Below are 17,578 nucleotides of genomic sequence, written 5' to 3'. Positions count from 1 at the left end.
GCCCATAGCCCGGGACGCGGAGCCCTCAAGGACCGCAGCCTCTGCCCGCTTCCCCCAGGGCTCCCGGCTCAACCGGCGAGTCGCATCAGGGTCCGGGGAGGAACCTCCTCCCCGGCGGGGCGTGGCGGCGCTGCCGCCAAGGGGCAGCCCCCTGGCGGGGCCAGGGGGCGGAGCTTCCTAGGTCAGGCCAGCCCCGCCGCCGGCGGTGCCCGGTCCTCCGCATGCACGCCGAGGAATTTCAGCTTCCGGTGCAGCGCGCTGCGCTCCATGCCGACGAAATTCGCCGTCCGGCTGATATTGCCGCCGAAGCGCAGCAATTGCGCCTCCAGATACTGCTTCTCGAACAGCTCCCGCGCCTCGCGCAGCGGCAGGGTCATGATCTCGCTGCTGCGGTCCAGCTTCAGCATGGCCGGCGCGGCGGAGCCTACCTCCGGCGGCAGCATCTCCGCCCGGATCGGCTCCCTGGGCTCGCCCGGGGCCATGATCAGCAGCCAGTCGATCAGGTTGCGGAGCTGGCGGACATTGCCCGGCCAGTCATAGGCCTGCAGCGCCGCCAGCGCATCTTCCGCGATCTCCCGTGGCGCCATGCCGGAGGTCTCGCCGGAGCGGGCCATGAAGTGGCGGGCCAGCGCTGGCACATCCTCCCGCCGCTCCCGCAGCGCCGGGATCTTCAGCGGCACCACGGCCAAGCGGTAATAGAGATCCTCGCGGAAGCGCCCGGCGGCGATCTCCGCCTGGAGGTCGCGGTTGGTGGTGGCCAGGACGCGCACATCCACCTTCACCCGCGTCGCGCCGCCGATCCGCTCGAAGCCCTGCTCCTGCAGGGCGCGCACGATCTTGCCCTGGGTTTCGAGCGGCATGTCCGCCACCTCGTCCAGCAGCAGGGTGCCGCCATGGGCGCGTTCCAGCACGCCGGCGCGGCGCGGCAGGGCCAGCGGGTCGGGCCCGGCCTCCACGCCGAACAGCTCCTCCTCGAACCGCGCCGGGTTCAGCGTGGCGCAGTTCAGCGCGACGAAAGGCCCATCGGCGCGGCGGGAGCGGGCGTGGATCATCCGCGCCGCCACCTCCTTGCCCGAGCCGGCGGGGCCGGTGATCAGCACCCGGCTGCCGGTCGGCGCCACCCGCTCGATGGCGGTGCGGAGCTGGGCGATGGCGGGGGACAGCCCCACCAGCTCGGTCTCCGCCCCGGCACGCAGGCGGAGCTCGGAATTCTCCCGCTTCAGCCGCGCCGCCTCCAGCGCCCGCGCCACGATGAGCAGCAGCCGGTCGGTCTTGAAGGGCTTCTCGATGAAGTCGTAGGCGCCCTGCTGGATGGCCTGCACCGCGGTCTCGATGGTGCCGTGGCCGGAGATCATCACCACCGGGATCTGCGGCTCTTCCCGGTGCAGCGCCTGCAATATCCCGAGTCCGTCGAGCTTGGAGCCCTGTAGCCAGATATCGAGCACGACCAGCGACGGGCGGCGCTGCTTGAACGCCGCCAGGGCCTGGTCGGAATTCCCCGCCTGCCGTGTCTCGTAGCCCTCGTCGGACAGGATGCCCTCGATCTGGGCGCGGATGTCCGGCTCGTCATCGACGATCAGAATCTCATGCGCCATGCGCGCGCCTCATGCTGCCATCGGGACGTTCCGCCTCCTGCGGCGCCGGCCTGTCCTGGGCCGGACGCCAGGGCAGGGTGAGCACCGCACGGGCGCCGCCGGAGGACCCGGCTTCCGCCGACTCCCCTGCCCCGCCCGGCCGGTCCTCAAGCCCCAGCCTACCGCCATGGTCCTCCATGATCTTCTTCACGATGGCAAGTCCGAGGCCGGTTCCTTTCGCTTTGTGCGTGACATAGGGCTCGGTCAGGCTGTCGCGCTCCTCGCCCTGCGGCAGGCCGATCCCGTCATCCTCCACCACGATGTGGACCCACTCCTCCTCCGCCGCGACGCGCACGGTGATGTGTCCGCGCAGCCCCCCGGGCTGCGGCGGCACCTCCCCCTCCGGCCGCATGGCGATGGCGTCCGCGGCGTTCTGCAACAGGTTCACCAGCGCCTGGTTCATCAGCCGGCGGTCGCAGGGCACCACCGGCGCGGCTTCGGGCTGCTCCAGCCGGTACTCGATCTCGGGATGGGCGTCGCGCTGCAGCACCAGCGCGTCGCGCGCCACCTGCACCAGATCCTCCGGCCTGATCACCGGCTGGGGCATGCGGGCGAAGGCGCTGAACTCATCCACCATTCGGCCGATATCGCCCACCTGCCGCACGATGGTGTCGGTGCAGGCGACGAAGGTCTCGGGGTCCTGGCTGATCTGCTTGAGGTAGCGGCGCTTCAGCCGCTCGGCGGAGAGCTGGATGGGGGTCAGCGGGTTCTTGATCTCATGCGCGATGCGCCGCGCCACATCCGCCCAGGCCGCCTTGCGCTGGGCGGAGAGCAGCTCCGTGATGTCGTCGAAGGTGAGGACGTAGCCGGCGATTTCCTCGCCGCTCGCCGGGCGTTCCACCGCCAGCCGGGCCAGCAGGGTGCGGCGGTGGGAGGGCGGGCCGATGCGGATTTCCGCCGTGCGCGGCTTCTCCAGCCCTGCCGCGGGCTGCCCCTCCTCCAGCGCCGCCAGCAGCGGGGCGAATTCCGGCACCGCGGCGGCGAGCGGCAGGCCGATGGCGGCGTCGAGGTCGAGTCCCAGCAGCTCGCTCGCCCGCCGGTTCGGCAGGTTCACGCGGCCGTCCCGCTCCAGCCCCACCACCCCGGCGGAGACGCCGGCCAGCACCGTCTCGGTGAAGCGGCGGCGGTCGTCGATCTGGCGATAGGCCTGCAGCAGCTCCGAGCGCTGCGCCGCGAGCTGGTTGGTCATGCGGTTGAAGGCGCGGGCGAGGCTGGCGATCTCCTCATCCGCCGCCCCCTCCTCCACCCGCGTCGCCAGGTCGCCGGCGCGCACCCGCTCCGCCGCCACGATCAGCCGCCCGATCGGCCGGGCGAGCTGGTTGGCCAGCACCAGGCCGATCAGCACCGCCGCCAGCAGCACCAGCAGCGCGGCGATCGCGAAGATCATCACGAAGGTGATCTGCAGGCCGGAGCGGTTGCGGTCCAGTTCGTTGTACTCGGCCACCGCGGCTTCCACGGAGCGCTGGTGCAGCAGCACGGTGGTGTCGAGCGGCCGGCCGATCAGCAGCATCCAGCCGCCGGAGGCGATGGGGCCGATATCGAGGGCGACGACCGCCCGCACCCGGTCCTCCGCCGGGATCACGGCCACATCGCCGAGCCGCGCCGTGGCGATGGCGTCCTCCGGCGGTGGGTCCAGGGTGAAGCTGGTGGTGTAGCCGGCATGGGCGATCACCTGCAGGGTGGCGGGGTCGAAGACCACCGCCTCCGTCAGGTTGCGCAGCGCGGTGTGCGTCGCCATCAGCCGGGCGAAAGCAATGCCGTTGTCCGGCAGCAGGACGCGGGCGCGGGAGAGGTCGGCGGCCATGGCCAGGGCATCGCCGCGGATGGTGTTGCGGTGCTCCTCCAGATAGCCGCGGCTGGCCTGGAGGCTGGCCTCCAGCGCAGTGCGCACCCGGTCGCTGAACCAGGTCTCGATGCCGAGGTTGAAGAACAGCGCGGCGAAGACCGCGACCAGCATGGCCGGCACCACCGCGACCACGCCGAACAGCAGCACCAGCCGCACATGCAGGCGGGAGCCGGCGGACCCGCGCCGGCGGTCCGCCCAGACCCGCACCAGCCGCCCGGCGAGCGAGCCCAGCAGCAGCAGGATGACGGCGAGGTTGACCAGCACCAGCCCGACCACCGTGCCGGGCTTGGTGGGGCCAAAGGGGCTGCCTTCCGAGAGGACGGCGAAGGTGGCGATGCCGAGCAGCAGCGCCCCGACCGCGAGGCCGAGGGTCATGCCGCGGCCGAGCAGCAGATCCGCCAGCCGCCGCACCGGCCGCCGGGGCTTCGGCGGCGGCGGCGCCGCCTCCCCCGGCGCCCCGCCGCCTCGCTCGGCCGAAGCCGCGGCGCGGGCGGGGACGGGACGCATCAGCCGAGCCCGCGCACCACGGGCAGGTCGAGTTCCCGGATCTTCTTCCGCAGGGTGTTGCGGTTGAGGCCGAGCATCGCCGCCGCCTTGATCTGGTTGCCCCTTGTGGCGCCGAGGACGAGCCGCAGCAGCGGCCGCTCCACCTCCGCCAGCACCCGGTCATAGAGGTCCCGCACCGGCAGCCCGTCCTTGTGCGCGGCAACGAAGGCCTTCAGGTGGCGCTCCACCGCCTGCTCCAGCGTCTCCGGCCCGCGGGCGCCGGCCTCCGCCGGCGGCTCGGCCTCGGACAGCTCGGCGCTGACGGCGTCGGCGTCGATCGTCTCCTGCGCGTAGAGCGCGGCGAGGCGGCGCATCAGGTTCTCGAGTTCCCGCGCATTGCCCGGCCAGGCATGCTGCTTGAGCCGCTCCAGCGCCTCCGGGCTGAGCTGCTTTGCCGGCAGGCCGGAATTCCGGGCGCGGTCGAGGAAGTGGCGGGCCAGCAGCGGGATGTCCTCCAGCCGCTCCCGCAGCGGCGGCAGGCGGAGGGGGACGACGTTCAGGCGGTAGAACAGGTCCTCGCGGAACAACCCCTGCCGGATGGCTTGCCGCAGGTCCCGGTGGGTGGCGGCGACGATCCGGACATTGGCCTTGATGGGGGTGCGGCCGCCGACGGTGGTGAACTCGCCCTCCTGCAGCACCCGCAGCAGACGGGTCTGGGCCTCGGGCGGCATGTCGCCGATCTCGTCGAGGAAGAGGGTGCCGCCCGCCGCCTGCTCGAAGCGCCCGACGCCGCGGTTCAGCGCGCCGGTGAAGGCCCCGCGCTCATGGCCGAACAGCTCGCTCTCGATCAGCTCGCGCGGGATGGCCGCCATGTTGATGGCGATGAAGGGGCCGCCGCGGCGCCGCCCGTAATCGTGCAGGGCGCGCGCCACCAGCTCCTTCCCGGTGCCCGACTCGCCGGTGATCATCACCGTCAGGTCGGTGGTCGTGAGGCGAGCGACGGTGCGGTAGATCTCCTGCATCGCCGGGCTGCGGCCGACGAGCGGCAGGCGCTCTCCGGCCTCCTCCTCCTCCGCCTCGGCCGGCGCCTGGGGGGTGGCCAGCGCCCGCTCCACCACCGACATCAGCTCCTTCAGGTCGAAGGGCTTCGGCAGGTATTCGAAGGCGCCGCGCTGGGCGGCCTTCAGCGCCGTCATGAAGGTGGACTGCGCGGACATCACCACCACGCGAAGATCGGGCCGTATCCGCTTGATCCGCGGGACGAGGTCGAGCCCGTTCTCATCCGGCATCACCACATCGGTGATGACGAGGTCGCCCTCCCCATCCTCCACCCAGCGCCAGAGGGTGGAGGCGGAGGAGGTCGCCCGCACCTGGTAGCCGCTGCGGCCGAGGGCCTGGCTCAGGACGGTCCGGATCGCCCGGTCGTCATCGGCGATCAGAATGGTACGGTTGTCGTTCATCGGCGGTCCCTGAGGCGTGGCAGCCCCGATTTCCCCGTCATGGAGGATGCGTCGCGCATCCCGGGCGGCGGCATGGCCAAGGAGAGGCGGAACACTGTCCGGCCCGGACGGCTGTCGCATTCGATCAGGCCGCCCTGATCGGCGACGAGCTTCGCCACCAGGGCGAGGCCGAGCCCCTGCCCGCCCCGCTTGGTGGTGACGAAGGGCTCGAACAGCGTGGCCCGCACGGCTTCCGGGATGCCAGGGCCGTTGTCCCGGATGCTCACCTGCAGCGGCAGGTGGACGCGCTCCGTGCTGCCCGGCACGGCGATGCGGAGGCCATGGTGGTAGGCGGTGGAGAAGACAATCTCTCCCCCAACCGGATCAACGGCTTCCGCGGCGTTCTTCACCAGGTTCAGCAGGATCTGTACAAGCTGGTCGCGGTTGCCCCAGACCTGGGGCAGGGAGGGGTCGTACTCCTCCACCACCCGCAGATGGGCGGCGAAGCCGGTCTGGGCGACGCGCTTCACATGGTCCAGCACCTGGTGGATGTTCACCGGCGCCAGATCCACCGGACGGTCGGAGAACATGTCCATCCGGTCCACCAGATGGCGGATGCGGTCGGCCTCGTCCTGGATGAGCTGGCAAAGCTCACGGTCCGAGGCGGCGGCCCCCTGTTCCAGCAATTGCGCCGCGCCGCGAATGCCGGAGAGCGGGTTCTTCACCTCATGTGCCAGCATTTCCGCCATGGCGGAGGCGCCGCGCGCCGCGCCCATGAAATTGAGCTGGCGGTTCATCATCTGCGCCGTGGAGCCGTCCTGCAGCGTCAGCACCACCCCGCCCGGCATCTCCGGCAGCGGCCCGCCATGGGCGGTGACGCCGCGGCGATGCAGGCGGGGGCTGTCCAGTGTCAGGTCGTGGTCGGAGACCGGCGCCTCATGCTGCCGCACCTGGTCCAGCAGGGCGAAGAGCCGGCTGTCCTCCGGCAGCAGGTCGCCAAGCCGCATGGCGGCGAGGGTGGCGAAGGAAAGCTGGAAGAACAGCTCCGCCGCCGGGTTGGCGTAGCGGAAGCGGTTCTCCGCATCCAGCACCACGGCCGGCATGGGCAGGGCGGCGAGCAGCGCCGCCGCATCCGGCAGCGGCGCCTGGACCTGGCTCGGCCGGCTGAGGGCAAGCGGCGCGCTTCGCGCCATGGTGGCGGTCTTCACGCCGCCATCCGCTCCGCGCCGTCTGCCGCATGGCCCTTCTGCTGGAAGGCGGCGCGGATGGCCTCCAGCCCCTGGTCCAGCAGCGGCTGGTAGAAGGCCTGGATCAAGGATTCCACTTCAACAACGCTGTCCACCTGGTTGATCCTGCTGCGAAACTCGGCCGAGCCGGGCAGACCCTTCGAGTACCAGGCGATGTGCTTGCGAGCGAGGCGTACGCCCGTCTGGCTGCCATGATGGCTGAGCATGTCCCGGTAATGCTCCAGAAGAATGGACAATTGCTCGGCCAGGGCCGGTTCGGCGGGCATCTCCCCGGTCGCCAGGTATTCGGCCACCATGCGGGGGAACCAGGGGCGGCCATAGCAGCCGCGGCCGATCATCACCCCATCCGCTCCGGATTGCCTCAGTGCCTCGGCGGCGTGCTCCGGGGAGAGGATGTCGCCATTCACCAGGACAGGGAGTTGCACGGCTTCCTTCACCCGCCGCACGAAGGCCCAATCGGCGGTGCCGGTGTAGAGCTGCTGCCGGGTGCGACCATGGATGGTGACGAGGCGGATGCCGCACTCCTCGGCGATGCGGGCCAGGCGCGGGGCGTTGAGGGAATTATGGTCCCAGCCCATGCGCATCTTCAGCGTGACCGGGACGGAAACGGCCTTCACCGTCGCCTCCAGGATGGCGGCGGCCTTCACCTCGTCCCGCATCAGCGCGCTGCCGGCCTGCTGGCCGACCGCCACCTTCTTCACCGGGCAGCCGAAATTGATGTCGATGACCGCGGCGCCGCGATCGGCGGCGAGCTTCGCGGCGTCCGCCATCACCTGCGGGTCGCAGCCGGCGAGCTGCACGGCGGAAGGCGCGCCGAACCCGTCCAGCTCCGCCATCTTCAGGGTCTGGCGGTTCTCCCGCACCATGGCTTGGCTGGCGATCATCTCGCTGACCACCATGCCGGTGCCCTGGGCTCGGGCCAGCCGCCGGAAGGGAAGATCCGTGACGCCGGACATCGGCGCCAGGTAGACCGGCGTCTCGATCCGTACCGGACCGAGCTGGATCGGCCGCAACCCAGGCTTGCCCTGGGAGGAGTCGGCCTGAGGGTCAGGCGATGGCGTGCTCATGATTTGGGCAAAGTAAGCGAGATCGCATCCTTCGGCAACGCACCATGCCGGCGGAGACGGAAGGGTGGCGAAATTTTTGTCGCGGCGTCGGGGATCGGGACGCGGCAGCGCCGCAGAGCGTTGCGCCGCCGCGGTGGCCTTCGCGGGCCGGCGGGCGCGCTCTATACCGCCGGCATGACCGTCATCGCCCTCCTGATGGCCGCCGGCAGCGGCCAGAGATTCGGCGCCGCCCAGCCGAAGCAATACCTGCCGCTGCTCGGGCGCGCGGTGCTGCGGCACGCCGCCGAGGCGCTGCTGGCCGAGGGCCGCGTCACCGCCATCCAGCCGGTCTGCGCCAGGGGCGAGGAAGGCCGGATCGCCGCCCTGCTGGAGGGGCTGCCTTCCCTGCCCCCCGTCACCGGCGGCGCCACGCGGCAGGAGAGCGTGCGGGCCGGGCTGGAGGCGCTGGCGCGGCGCGCCCCGCCGCCCGAGGCGGTGCTGGTGCATGACGCGGCGCGGCCGGTGGTGCCGTCCGGCACCATCCCTGCCCTGCTGGCGGCGTTGGACACCCACCCCGGCGCCATCCCGGCCCAGCCGGTGGCGGATACGCTGAAGCGGGCCGAGGGTGGCCTGATCGCAGTGACGGTCCCGCGGGCCGGGCTCTACCGTGCCCAGACGCCGCAGGCCTTCCGCTTCGCCCCCCTGCTTGCGGCCCATCGCGCCGCCGCCGAGGAAGCGACGGACGATGCCCAGCTCCTGGAACGCGCCGGCGCCACCGTCGCCCTGGTGCCGGGCGCCGAGACCAATGTGAAGATCACCTTCCCGGAGGACCTCGCCCGGGTGGAGGCCATGCTGATGACCCGCCTGATGCCCCGGATCGGCACCGGCTTCGACGTTCACCGCACCGAGAAGGGCCGCCGCATGGTGCTGTGCGGCGTGGAGGTGCCCTGCGAATTCGGGCTGGAAGGCCATTCCGACGCCGATGTCGGCATCCATGCCCTGTGCGATGCCATCTATGGCGCGCTGGCGGAGGGCGATATCGGCCGTTGGTTCCCGCCTTCCGAAATGACGTGGAAGGACGCCGACAGCGCGCAATTCCTCCGCCACGCCGCCGGGCGCATCGCCGCGCGTGGCGGGGTGCTGGCGAATGCTGACGTCACCCTGCTCTGCGAGCGGCCGCGCATCGGCCCGCACCGGGACGCCATGCAGGCAAGGCTGGCGGAGCTGCTGGGCGTGGCGCCGGGGCTGGTCAGCGTGAAGGCGACGACGACGGAACGGCTGGGCTTCACCGGGCGGGGCGAGGGCATCGCGGCCCAGGCGGCGGCGATGCTGCTGTTGCCGATGGGATGAGGCGGGGCTCCGCCCGTTGGCGGCAGTGCCGCCAACCCCCCGCCGGGGGTGGACCACTCCCCGGACCCCGGTCGGAGGCTGGCAGCGGGCGGGTCAACCGGTTTCGCGTCGTGCTGCGGCCAGTACTGCCTGCCGCACCTCGTCGGGCTGCTGGTCCAGCGCGGCGAGCAGCGCCTTTACGGTGCGCCTGGCATCGTAGAGCTGGTCGAGCAGGGAGAGGACCAGGGGCATCACCTCCTCCTCCAGCTCCAGGGTGATCCGCAGCTCCGCCAGCAGCCGGCAGCGGGCCACGTCCATTTCGGTGAAGACCCAGCCGCCGCCGGGCGCCTGCTCCGCCCGCAGCCAGCGCCGCTCGATCCAAAGCGTGACCTCGGCCTCCGGCACCGCCGGCACCTGGGCGAGGAGTTCCGCGAGGCCGATCATGGCGCCTGCATCCCCGCCCGCGGGTTGCGCCGGTCCTCAGGCATCCAGTTGCGGAGGAATTCCTCCAGCGCCGGCTCGCTCCCCTGCGGCAGCACCACATGCAGCACGGCGATCTGGTGCCCGCCCTCGATGCCGCGGCCGCGCAGCCGCAGCCGGGTGCCCTCGCCGGAATGCGGCGGGATGGTCATGGTCACCGGTCCCTCGATGGTCGGCACCTCGATCCGGGCGCCGAGCACCGCTTCCTGCAGCGTCACCGGCAGGTCGAGCAGGATGTCCTTCCCCTCCCGCCGGAAGAAGGGGTGAGGCTCGATCTCCAGCGCGGCGAGCAGGTCGCCGGGCGGCGCCCCCTCCCCGCGCCCCGGCCGCCCCTGGCCGGCGAGGCGCAGTACCATCCCCTCCTCCGCCCCTTTCGGGATGGTCAGGGAGACCTGCTTGCCATCTGGCAGGGTGATCTGCCGCACCGCGCCGCGCACGGCATCGAGGAAGGGGATGCGGAGCATGACCTCGATATCGGCGCCGCGCCGCGGGCCGGCGCGGCGGGCGCCGCCGAAGGCGCGGGCCAGCAGCTCCTCGAACTCCTCCGGGTCGATCTCGCCGGCCTCGGGGCTGAAGCCGTAGGAGCGGTAGCGCGCGCCCTGCGGCGCCTCCGCCCAGTCGCGCCAGCCGCCCGCGCCGCCCGGGGGTGCCCGCTCAGCGCCGGAGGCGTCGATCTCGCCGCGGTCATAGCGCGCCCGCTGCTCGGCATCCGAGAGCAGGGCATAGGCGGCGCTGACGGATTTGAACCGCGCCTCGGCCTCCGGCTTGTCCGGGTTGGTGTCGGGGTGCCATTGCTTGGCCAGGCGCCGATAGGCCTTGCGGATCTCCTCCGCGGAGGCGGTCTTCGGCACGCCGAGGACGGCGTAGGGATCCTCCATGCGTGCGGTCTCTCCCCCTCATGCATCCCGGCCCTGTCGCAACAAGCGCCGGGCGGGGCGCGGGTTCCTCAGCCGGTCTGGGCCCTGACCCAGTCGAGGAACTCGGCATCGCCGGCGGCCGCCGGCAGCGCGACAATGGCGGGCAGGGAGTAACTGTGCAGCTCCCGGATGCGGGCGCGCAGCGCCTCGAAGCGGTCGATGGTGGTCTTGGCGAGGAAGGCGCCCTCCGGCCCGTCCTCGATCTCTCCGTCCCAGCGGTAGATCGCGGTGTGCCCCGGCAGGATGTTCACGCAGGCCGCGAGCCGCTCTTCGACGAGCACGCGGCCGATGCGCCTGGCCTCGTCCTGGTTGCTGGCCGTCACGTAGACCAGGATGACGTCCGTTGCCATCGGCAAACTCCCGGGTTCCAACGGCCTTTCGGCCCTTGGCGGGTGGGTCAGGGAGGGCAGAGCCCTCCCTGTCTTCAGACGCGTTCCAGGATAGAGACGTAATTGGCCACCGCCGCCCCGCCCATGTTGAAGATGCCCCCGATCTCCACCTTCGGAAGCTGCATCGCCCCCGCCGTGCCGGTGAGTTGCATGGCCGTCAGCACATGCATGGAGACGCCGGTGGCGCCGATCGGGTGGCCTTTCGCCTTCAGCCCGCCGGAGCGGTTCACCGGCAGCTTGCCATCCGCCGCCGTCCAGCCTTCCAGCACCGCCCGGGCCCCCTGCCCTTCCGGCACCAGCCCCATCGCCTCGTATTCGATGAGCTCGGCAATGGTGAAGCAGTCATGCGTCTCGACGAAGGAAAGGTCGGTGATGCCTTTCAGCCCGGCCTGGTCCAGCGCGCGGGACCAGGCCTCGCGCGGGCCTTCGAAGCGGATGACGTCACGCGCCGCGATGGGCAGCATGTCGTTCACTTGCACCGCGGCGCGGAAGCGCACCGCCTTCTGCATGCTCTTGGCCGTCTCGGCATCGGTGATGACCAGCGCCGCAGCGCCATCCGAGACCAGGGAGCAATCCGTGCGCTTCAGCGGCGGGGCGACGAAGGGGTTCTTCTCGCTCTCGGCACGGCAGAAGGCGTAGCCGAGGTCCTTCCGCATCTGCGCCCAGGGATTGTCCACGCCGTTCTTGTGATTCTTCGCGGCGATCGCCGCCAGCGCGTCGGACTGGTCGCCATGGCGCTGGAAATAGGCTTCCGCGATGCGGGCGAAGACGCCGGCGAAGCCGCCCTTGATGTCCTGCTCCGTCTTCCGGTAGCTGGCGTTCAGCAGGATCTCGCCGACCTGGGCGCCGGGCGTTGCCGTCATCTTCTCCGCGCCCAACACCAGGGCGAAGCGGCCGCGCTTCGCCGCCAGGAAGTCCAGCGCGCCATGGATGGCGGCGCTGCCGGTGGCGCAGGCATTCTCGTAGCGGGTGATGGGCTTAAAGCGCAGCTCCGGCACGCTCTGCAGGATCAGGGAGCTGGGGAAGCCCTGGTTGGTGAATCCCTCCCCGAAGACGCCCATGAAGCCGGCATCGATCTCGGCCGGGGAGATACCCGCATCCTCGATGGCGGCGCGGCCGACCCGGGCGAGGAGGGATTCGAGGTCCGGCTCCTCCAGCTTGCCGAAGGGGGTATGGGCCCAGCCGATGATGCAGGCTTCGGGGGCGTTCGGCGTCGGGACGGCCATGGTCGATCCTCCGTTTTCGGATGGCAGGATAGGCCGAAGCTCAGGCGCGGGCTACCGCCTCGGCCGGGCCGGGGCTTGAGCCCGGCGGCACGACACGGGACAGTGGGCCGGACAGGCGGCGGCCCAGGCCGGCGCCGGGACCGTCCAGGAAAGGCAGGAGATGAGCTGGCAACCCGAACTCGACGAATTGCGCGCTCGCGAAGCCATGGCGAAGGCCATGGGTGGCCCGGACAAGGTCGCCCGCCAGCACCAGGGTGGAAGGCTGACGGTGCGGGAGCGGATCGACGCCATGCTCGACCCGCACTCCTTCCATGAGGTCGGCGCCATCGCCGGCCGCGCCAGCTACGGGCCGGATGGTGAACTGAAGGAGTTCACCCCCTCCAATTGCGTCATGGGCCGTGGCTCGGTGGAGGGGCGGCCGGTGGTGATCGTCGGCGACGATTTCACCGTGCGTGGCGGCAGCGCCGACGCCACCATCCGGGACAAGCCGATCATGGCGGAGCGGATGGCGGCCGAGCTGCGCCTGCCGATCATCCGGATCATCGAGGGATCGGGCGGCGGCGGCTCGGTGAAGACCATCGAGACGACAGGCCGGGCCAATCTGCCGGGCGGCGTCGGCGGCACCTGGCTGTACCACCATACCGGGGACAACCTCTCCCGCGTGCCGGTCGTGGCGCTTGGCCTCGGCTCGGTTGCCGGGCTCGGCGCCGCGCGGCTCGCCGCCTCCCATTTCTCGGTCATGACGAGGGAGACCAGCGCCATGTTCGTCGCCGGCCCACCGGTGGTGAACGCGATGGGCAACAACCTCTCGAAAAGCGAGCTCGGGGGGTGGGAGATCCAGTGCAAGGCGGGCGCGGTGGACCATGCCGTGGACAGCGAGGAGGAGGCCTTCGCGGCGGCGCGGCGCTTCCTGTCCTACCTGCCCTCCTCGGTCTTCGAGCTGCCGAAGCGGCTGCCGAGCGAGGACGAGGCGACGCGGCGGGAGGAGGGCTGGCTCTCCGTCATCCCGCGCGACATCCGCAAGCCCTACCGGGCGCGGGCGCTGCTGGAAGGGCTGATGGACCGCGGCTCGGTCTTCGAGATGGGGCGGTATTTCGGCCGCTCCATCATCACCGCCCTCGCCCGGCTGAACGGGCTGCCGGTCGCGGTCATCATGGGCGACCCGATGTTCTATGCCGGCTCCTGGACCGCGGATGCCTGCGCCAAGGTGATCCGCTTCGTCGACCTGGCGGATACCTTCCACCTGCCGGTGGTGCACCTGATGGACTGCCCGGGCTTCATGATCGGGCTGGAGGCGGAGAAGGCGGCCACCATTCGCTGGGGCGTGCGCGCCATGGCGGCGATCAACCAGTGCAGCGTGCCCTGGTGCACGGTGGTGCTGCGCAACGCCTTCGGCGTGGCGGGGGCGATCCACCAGCCGGCCAACCGCTACACCATCCGCTACGCCTGGCCCTCCGCCCGCTGGGGCAGCCTGCCGCTGGAAGGCGGGATCGAGGCGGCCTACCGGGCCGACATCGACGCGGCGGAAGATCCGGCGGCGAAGCTGGTGGAGATCGAGGCACGGCTGCAGAAGCTGCGCTCCCCGCTGCGGACGGCGGAGGCCTTCTGGGCGGAGGAGATCATCGACCCGCGGGAGACACGCCGGCTGCTCTGCGAATTCGCCACGCTGGCGGAGCGGACGCTGGAGCCGGGGCAGAGAGCAAGGGGGCTGCGGCCTTAGGTCGGGAGGGGCTTTGCCCCTCCCGAACCCACCCCGCCAAAGGCCGAAGGGCCTTTGGAAACCGGGAGTCTGGGCGTCGCGGGCGGAGGGAGGCGGCGCCCTTCCTCATCGGCGCAGGGCGGGGGCGAGCTCGCGCTCGAAGAGTGCGATGAAACGCTCCTGATCCGGGCCGATCTGGCTCAGGATGATGTGGTCAAAGCCCGCCTCGATGAAGCGGTTGATCGATTTGAGATGGGCCTCGGCCTTCGGACCGCAACTCGCCTGCTGGCCGACCATCTCCGGCGTCACATGCTCGGTGGCGGCGGCGAAGCTCTCGGTATGCGGCAGCTCCGCCATCACCGGCCAGCCGGTCAGCGACCAGCGGGCGTAGCGATGCGCCACCTCCTGCCCCGCCGCCTCGCTCTCCGCGACGCAGAGCGAGACCTCCGCATAGCAGGGGCCGCTTCCGCCGGCCTGGCGATAGGCCTCCACCAGCTCCTTCCGCGGCTCGGTCGCGATCAGGCCGTGGCTCTTTTTCGCCGCCAGCCGCGCCGCATCCGGCCCGCCCGCGGCCAGCACCAGCGGCACCGGATGCGCCGGGCGGTCATAGAGCTTCGCATGGTCCAGGCGGTAATACTTGCCCTCGTAATGCGTCATCTCGCCGCCGAGCAGCCCGCCGAGAATGTCGAGCGCCTCGGAGAGCCGCGCATGCCGCTCCAGCACCCCGGGCCAGCCGGTGCCGATGACATGCTCGTTCAGCCGCTCCCCGGCGCCGAGGCCGAGGGTGAAGCGGTCGCCGCTCAGCAGCGCCACGGTGGCGGCGGCCTGGGCGATGATCGCCGGGTGATAGCGGAAGAGCGGACAGGTGACGGCGGTCATCAGCCCGATGCGCTGCGTCGCCTGGGCCATGGCCCCCAGCACGGTCCAGGCGAAGGAGGAATGCCCCTGTTCCTCGACCCAGGGGGAAATATGGTCGGAGATCGCCGCAAGGTCGAAGCCCGCCGCCTCCGCCCGTTGCAGGTTGCGGACCAGATCGGCGGGGCCGTGCTCCTCCGCCATCAGCTTGTAGCCGAGCTTCACCATCGCGCCCTCGCCGTGTTGCCAGAACCCGGCTAACGCGGCGCACGGCCCGGTGTTTGTTCCACCCGCCGGACGGGTGCTGCCCGCTGCCCCGGCGCGGCTTGCCTTGGCAGGCTGTGCGAGGCCCCTAGAACCCGTTTCGAAACACTCTCTGAATGGACGGTTGGCGCTCTATGACGGCCGACGCAGAGGTGGGCGAGTGGAGGCGGAGTTCCTCGCCTCGGCAATCGCGAGGCGGAAATCACCCGCGGCAGCAGGGTCGGTCGGGCTGCCGTCCTCCAGAAGACTCAGCTCACCGAGCAGGGCAGCGATGTCCGATGATGCGGTCCTCATCCAATACGCGCGGAGGAAGAAGTACATCGCCCTGTACGCCTCTTCCTCGGTCAGGAGATCACTCATCGCTCTCGGCATGGCTGGTTGGAAGACTGGCGTCCGGGCCATCTCCCCGGGGAAGCACGTGGGCGGCGTCCGACCGAAAGCAGCATAGCCGCGCGGGCCTACGCTATGCGAGCGGCCTGACCAGCACCGAATGGCGGGAGCCACTATTGCCCCCACGGCGTCGCGCAGCGACGCCGCGGAGATGCTATTCCGCCCGGACGCCCACTGTCTGGATGACGCCCCGCCAGGTGCTGCGGTCATTGGCGATGCGCCGGGCAAGGGTCGCCGCATCCTCGAAGCGGGGCGTCAGCCCGCTCTCCGCCAGGCGCCGGCGCAGCGCCTCCCCCTGCATCGCCTGGCGCAGCGCCGCCTCCCAGCGCGCCACCTGCTCCGGCGCCATGCCGCGCGGGCCGCAGATGCCGAACCAGCCCGCCACCTCGAAGCCCGGGACGAAGCGGGAGAGCGGCGGGACATCGGGAAACAGCGCCGAGCCGCCATCGTCGCCGATGGCGAGTAGCTTGAGCGCGCCGTCCTGCACCTGCCGCGCCATGTCGGCGAGGTTGGTGATCATGAAATCCGTCCGCCCGGCGAGAATGTCGACGATGGCCGGTGTCGCCCCGCGATAGGGCACATGCGTCATCTGCACGCCGGCCTTCTGCTGCAGCAGCTCGCCCGCCAGATGCTGCGCGCTGCCGACGCCGGCGCTGCCGAAGGTCACCTGCCCCGGCTTCTCCCGCGCCGCCGCCAGCACCTCCGGCACGCTGCGATAGGGCCCGTTCGCCGCGACGGCGAAGCCGTAGGAGGAAAGGGCGAGGTTGCCGAGCGGGATCAGCGCCTCCCCGGGATCGACCGGCAGGGAGACGCCGATGAGGAAGGGCACGATGCCGAGGGTGCTCATCGGGCACTGGAAGACGGTGTTGCCGTCCGGCGCGCTGCGCGCCACTTCCGCGGCGCCGATCACCCCGTTCGCGCCGGTACGGTTCTCCACCACGATTCGCGCCTGCAGCAGAGACGCGGCGGCATCGGCGGCGAGGCGCGCGACGAGGTCCGAGGAGCCGCCGGCGGCAAAGCCGCTGACCATGCGGATGGTGCGCTCCTGCGCCGCGGCAGGTGTGGCGAGGAGCAGCGCGGCGAAGGCGAGGCGCAACAGGCGAGGCATGGGCAAGACGTTCCCTGGCTTGGTTGGCGCGAGTGTTTGGGGACCGCGCGGCTTGCGTCAACCCGGCGGGCGCAGCGGGATCCGGGAATCGGTCCCCACATGGCGGGGCGCGCAGGGGTCAGGGTCGCCGCCAAGGCATCCTACCCGATCTTTTCCCGAGGGATGGACCCCGCGCGCCACCTCGCCGAGGATATGCTCGCCAGCACCGACCCATAAAGGGCAGGCCCTGCGAGGAACGGGGTCACCCGCAGCCGGATGAGGCGTCATGCGCCGTCGCCTTCTGCTTGCCGTGCCATCCCTGCTTGCCGCCCCGGCTATCGCCCAGCCGCGGGGCCCCATCCGCCTGCTGGTCGGCTTCGCCCCGGGCGGCACCGCCGACCAGGTGGCGCGCATCGCCGCCGAGGCCATCCAGCGCCGCGGCGGCCCCTCCGTCATCGTCGAGATCCGCTCCGGCGCCCTCGGCTTCATCGCCTTGCAGGCGGTGGCGCGCAGCCCGGCCGATGGCACCACCCTCGGCATCGGCATCATGGGCCAGCTTGCCGTCGCGCCGGTGGTGCCGGGCAGCCAGATCCCGCTGGATCTGGACCGCGAGCTGGCGCCGATCGCCGCGCTGGCCACCACGCCCATGGCGCTGGTGGTGCGGCCGGACGCGCCCTTCCGGACGGTGGCGGAGCTGGTGGCCGAGGCCAGGGCGCGGCCGGCAGGGGCGCTCACCTATGGCTCCACCGGCAATGGCAGCACCAACCAGCTCGGGGCGGAGGGCTTCGCCGTGGCGGCCGGGCTGAAGCTGACCCATGTCGCCTATCGCGGCGGGGCGCCGGCGCTGCTCGACCTTGCCGCCGGGCGGATCGACCTGTTCTTCGCCAATATCGCGGAGGTGGCGGAGATGGTGCGCGGCGGCCAGGTGCGGGCCCTGGCACTGGCGGCCGATGCGCCGCTCGCCTTGTTCCCCGACCTGCCGCTGCTGACCGCGGACTACCCTTCCCTCGCCATGGGCAACTGGTTCGGCCTGGTCGGGCCGGCGGGCCTGCTGGAAGGGCAGCAGGCGGAGCTGGCGGCGCTGTTCCTCGATGCCCTGGCCGATCCTGTCACCACGCCGGTGCTGGCCGCCCGCGGCCTGCTCCCGCTGGGGGAGGCCGGCCCCGCCTTCGCCGCCCGCATCCGCCGCGACCGGGAGCGCTGGGCGCAGGTGGCGAAAGCCGGCAACATCCGGGCCGATTGAC

Annotated in this window: 14 protein-coding genes; 3 read left to right on the top strand and 11 right to left on the bottom strand. The window is 71.5% G+C overall.

What is annotated here, in order from left to right; translation table 11 throughout:
* Window positions 1-182: 182 nt before the first annotated feature.
* From ntrX to dusB, 5 genes are read right to left on the bottom strand one after another with little or no spacing between them, the layout of a single operon-like run.
* Window positions 183-1,595 (bottom strand): nitrogen assimilation response regulator NtrX, encoded by a 1,413-nt coding sequence (gene ntrX / locus NJ376_RS08685; protein ID WP_252952846.1) that lies wholly within the window; start codon window positions 1,593-1,595, stop codon window positions 183-185.
* Window positions 1,585-3,987, bottom strand: coding sequence for a sensor histidine kinase NtrY-like (locus NJ376_RS08680; RefSeq protein WP_370288103.1), 2,403 nt, complete (start codon window positions 3,985-3,987; stop codon window positions 1,585-1,587). Before NJ376_RS08680 ends, ntrX begins: the two co-directional genes overlap by 11 nt.
* Complete coding sequence (gene ntrC / locus NJ376_RS08675; protein ID WP_252952845.1) at window positions 3,987-5,426, bottom strand: nitrogen regulation protein NR(I); 1,440 nt, start codon at window positions 5,424-5,426, stop codon at window positions 3,987-3,989. Before ntrC ends, NJ376_RS08680 begins: the two co-directional genes overlap by 1 nt.
* Window positions 5,423-6,598, bottom strand: a complete 1,176-nt coding sequence (locus tag NJ376_RS08670) for a two-component system sensor histidine kinase NtrB (protein WP_252952896.1) — start codon at window positions 6,596-6,598, stop codon at window positions 5,423-5,425. The genes ntrC and NJ376_RS08670 overlap by 4 nt, the downstream gene beginning before the upstream one ends.
* 11 nt (window positions 6,599-6,609) lie before the next feature.
* Complete coding sequence (gene dusB / locus NJ376_RS08665; RefSeq protein WP_252952844.1) at window positions 6,610-7,719, bottom strand: tRNA dihydrouridine synthase DusB; 1,110 nt, start codon at window positions 7,717-7,719, stop codon at window positions 6,610-6,612.
* A 174-nt stretch (window positions 7,720-7,893) separates the two neighbouring features.
* On the opposite strand from dusB, the gene NJ376_RS08660 reads away from it, so the two are divergent.
* The gene (locus NJ376_RS08660; RefSeq protein WP_252952843.1) at window positions 7,894-9,048 is read left to right on the top strand and encodes a bifunctional 2-C-methyl-D-erythritol 4-phosphate cytidylyltransferase/2-C-methyl-D-erythritol 2,4-cyclodiphosphate synthase; all 1,155 of its coding nucleotides are present in this window, start codon (window positions 7,894-7,896) and stop codon (window positions 9,046-9,048) included.
* 93 nt (window positions 9,049-9,141) lie between these two features.
* Here the strand turns inward: NJ376_RS08660 and NJ376_RS08655 are convergent, their stop codons facing one another.
* From NJ376_RS08655 to NJ376_RS08640, 4 genes are all read right to left on the bottom strand, one after another.
* Window positions 9,142-9,471 carry a chaperone modulator CbpM gene (locus tag NJ376_RS08655; protein ID WP_252952842.1) on the bottom strand — a complete coding sequence of 110 codons (330 nt, stop codon included), beginning with the start codon at window positions 9,469-9,471 and terminating at the stop codon, window positions 9,142-9,144.
* Window positions 9,468-10,385: a DnaJ C-terminal domain-containing protein gene (locus tag NJ376_RS08650; RefSeq protein ID WP_252952841.1), complete on the bottom strand. Its 918-nt coding sequence runs from the start codon at window positions 10,383-10,385 to the stop codon at window positions 9,468-9,470. The genes NJ376_RS08655 and NJ376_RS08650 overlap by 4 nt, the downstream gene beginning before the upstream one ends.
* A gap of 68 nt (window positions 10,386-10,453) precedes the next feature.
* The gene (cutA, locus tag NJ376_RS08645) at window positions 10,454-10,774 is read right to left on the bottom strand and encodes a divalent-cation tolerance protein CutA (RefSeq protein ID WP_252952840.1); all 321 of its coding nucleotides are present in this window, start codon (window positions 10,772-10,774) and stop codon (window positions 10,454-10,456) included.
* Window positions 10,775-10,848: 74 nt separating this feature from the next.
* The gene (locus NJ376_RS08640) at window positions 10,849-12,039 is read right to left on the bottom strand and encodes an acetyl-CoA acetyltransferase (protein ID WP_252952839.1); all 1,191 of its coding nucleotides are present in this window, start codon (window positions 12,037-12,039) and stop codon (window positions 10,849-10,851) included.
* A gap of 160 nt (window positions 12,040-12,199) precedes the next feature.
* On the opposite strand from NJ376_RS08640, the gene NJ376_RS08635 reads away from it, so the two are divergent.
* Window positions 12,200-13,759, top strand: a complete 1,560-nt coding sequence (locus NJ376_RS08635; protein WP_252952838.1) for an acyl-CoA carboxylase subunit beta — start codon at window positions 12,200-12,202, stop codon at window positions 13,757-13,759.
* Window positions 13,760-13,864: 105 nt separating this feature from the next.
* Here NJ376_RS08635 and NJ376_RS08630 read toward each other — a convergent pair whose 3' ends face one another.
* Together NJ376_RS08630 and NJ376_RS08625 are read right to left on the bottom strand one after the other, a co-directional pair.
* Window positions 13,865-14,821: a TIGR03557 family F420-dependent LLM class oxidoreductase gene (locus NJ376_RS08630; RefSeq protein WP_252952837.1), complete on the bottom strand. Its 957-nt coding sequence runs from the start codon at window positions 14,819-14,821 to the stop codon at window positions 13,865-13,867.
* A gap of 580 nt (window positions 14,822-15,401) precedes the next feature.
* Complete coding sequence (locus NJ376_RS08625) at window positions 15,402-16,355, bottom strand: Bug family tripartite tricarboxylate transporter substrate binding protein (protein WP_252952836.1); 954 nt, start codon at window positions 16,353-16,355, stop codon at window positions 15,402-15,404.
* A gap of 265 nt (window positions 16,356-16,620) precedes the next feature.
* Here NJ376_RS08625 and NJ376_RS08620 point away from each other — a divergent pair, with 265 nt between their 5' ends.
* Entirely contained in the window at window positions 16,621-17,577 is a 957-nt protein-coding gene (locus NJ376_RS08620) for a Bug family tripartite tricarboxylate transporter substrate binding protein (protein WP_252952835.1), read from the top strand.
* Window position 17,578: the final 1 nt, after the last annotated feature.

Source organism: Siccirubricoccus soli, assembly GCF_024178315.1.
GTDB lineage: Bacteria > Pseudomonadota > Alphaproteobacteria > Acetobacterales > Acetobacteraceae > Siccirubricoccus > Siccirubricoccus soli.
The sequence above is the reverse complement of the archived record's forward strand: the minus strand, read 5'-3'. Positions and strand labels throughout refer to the sequence as shown.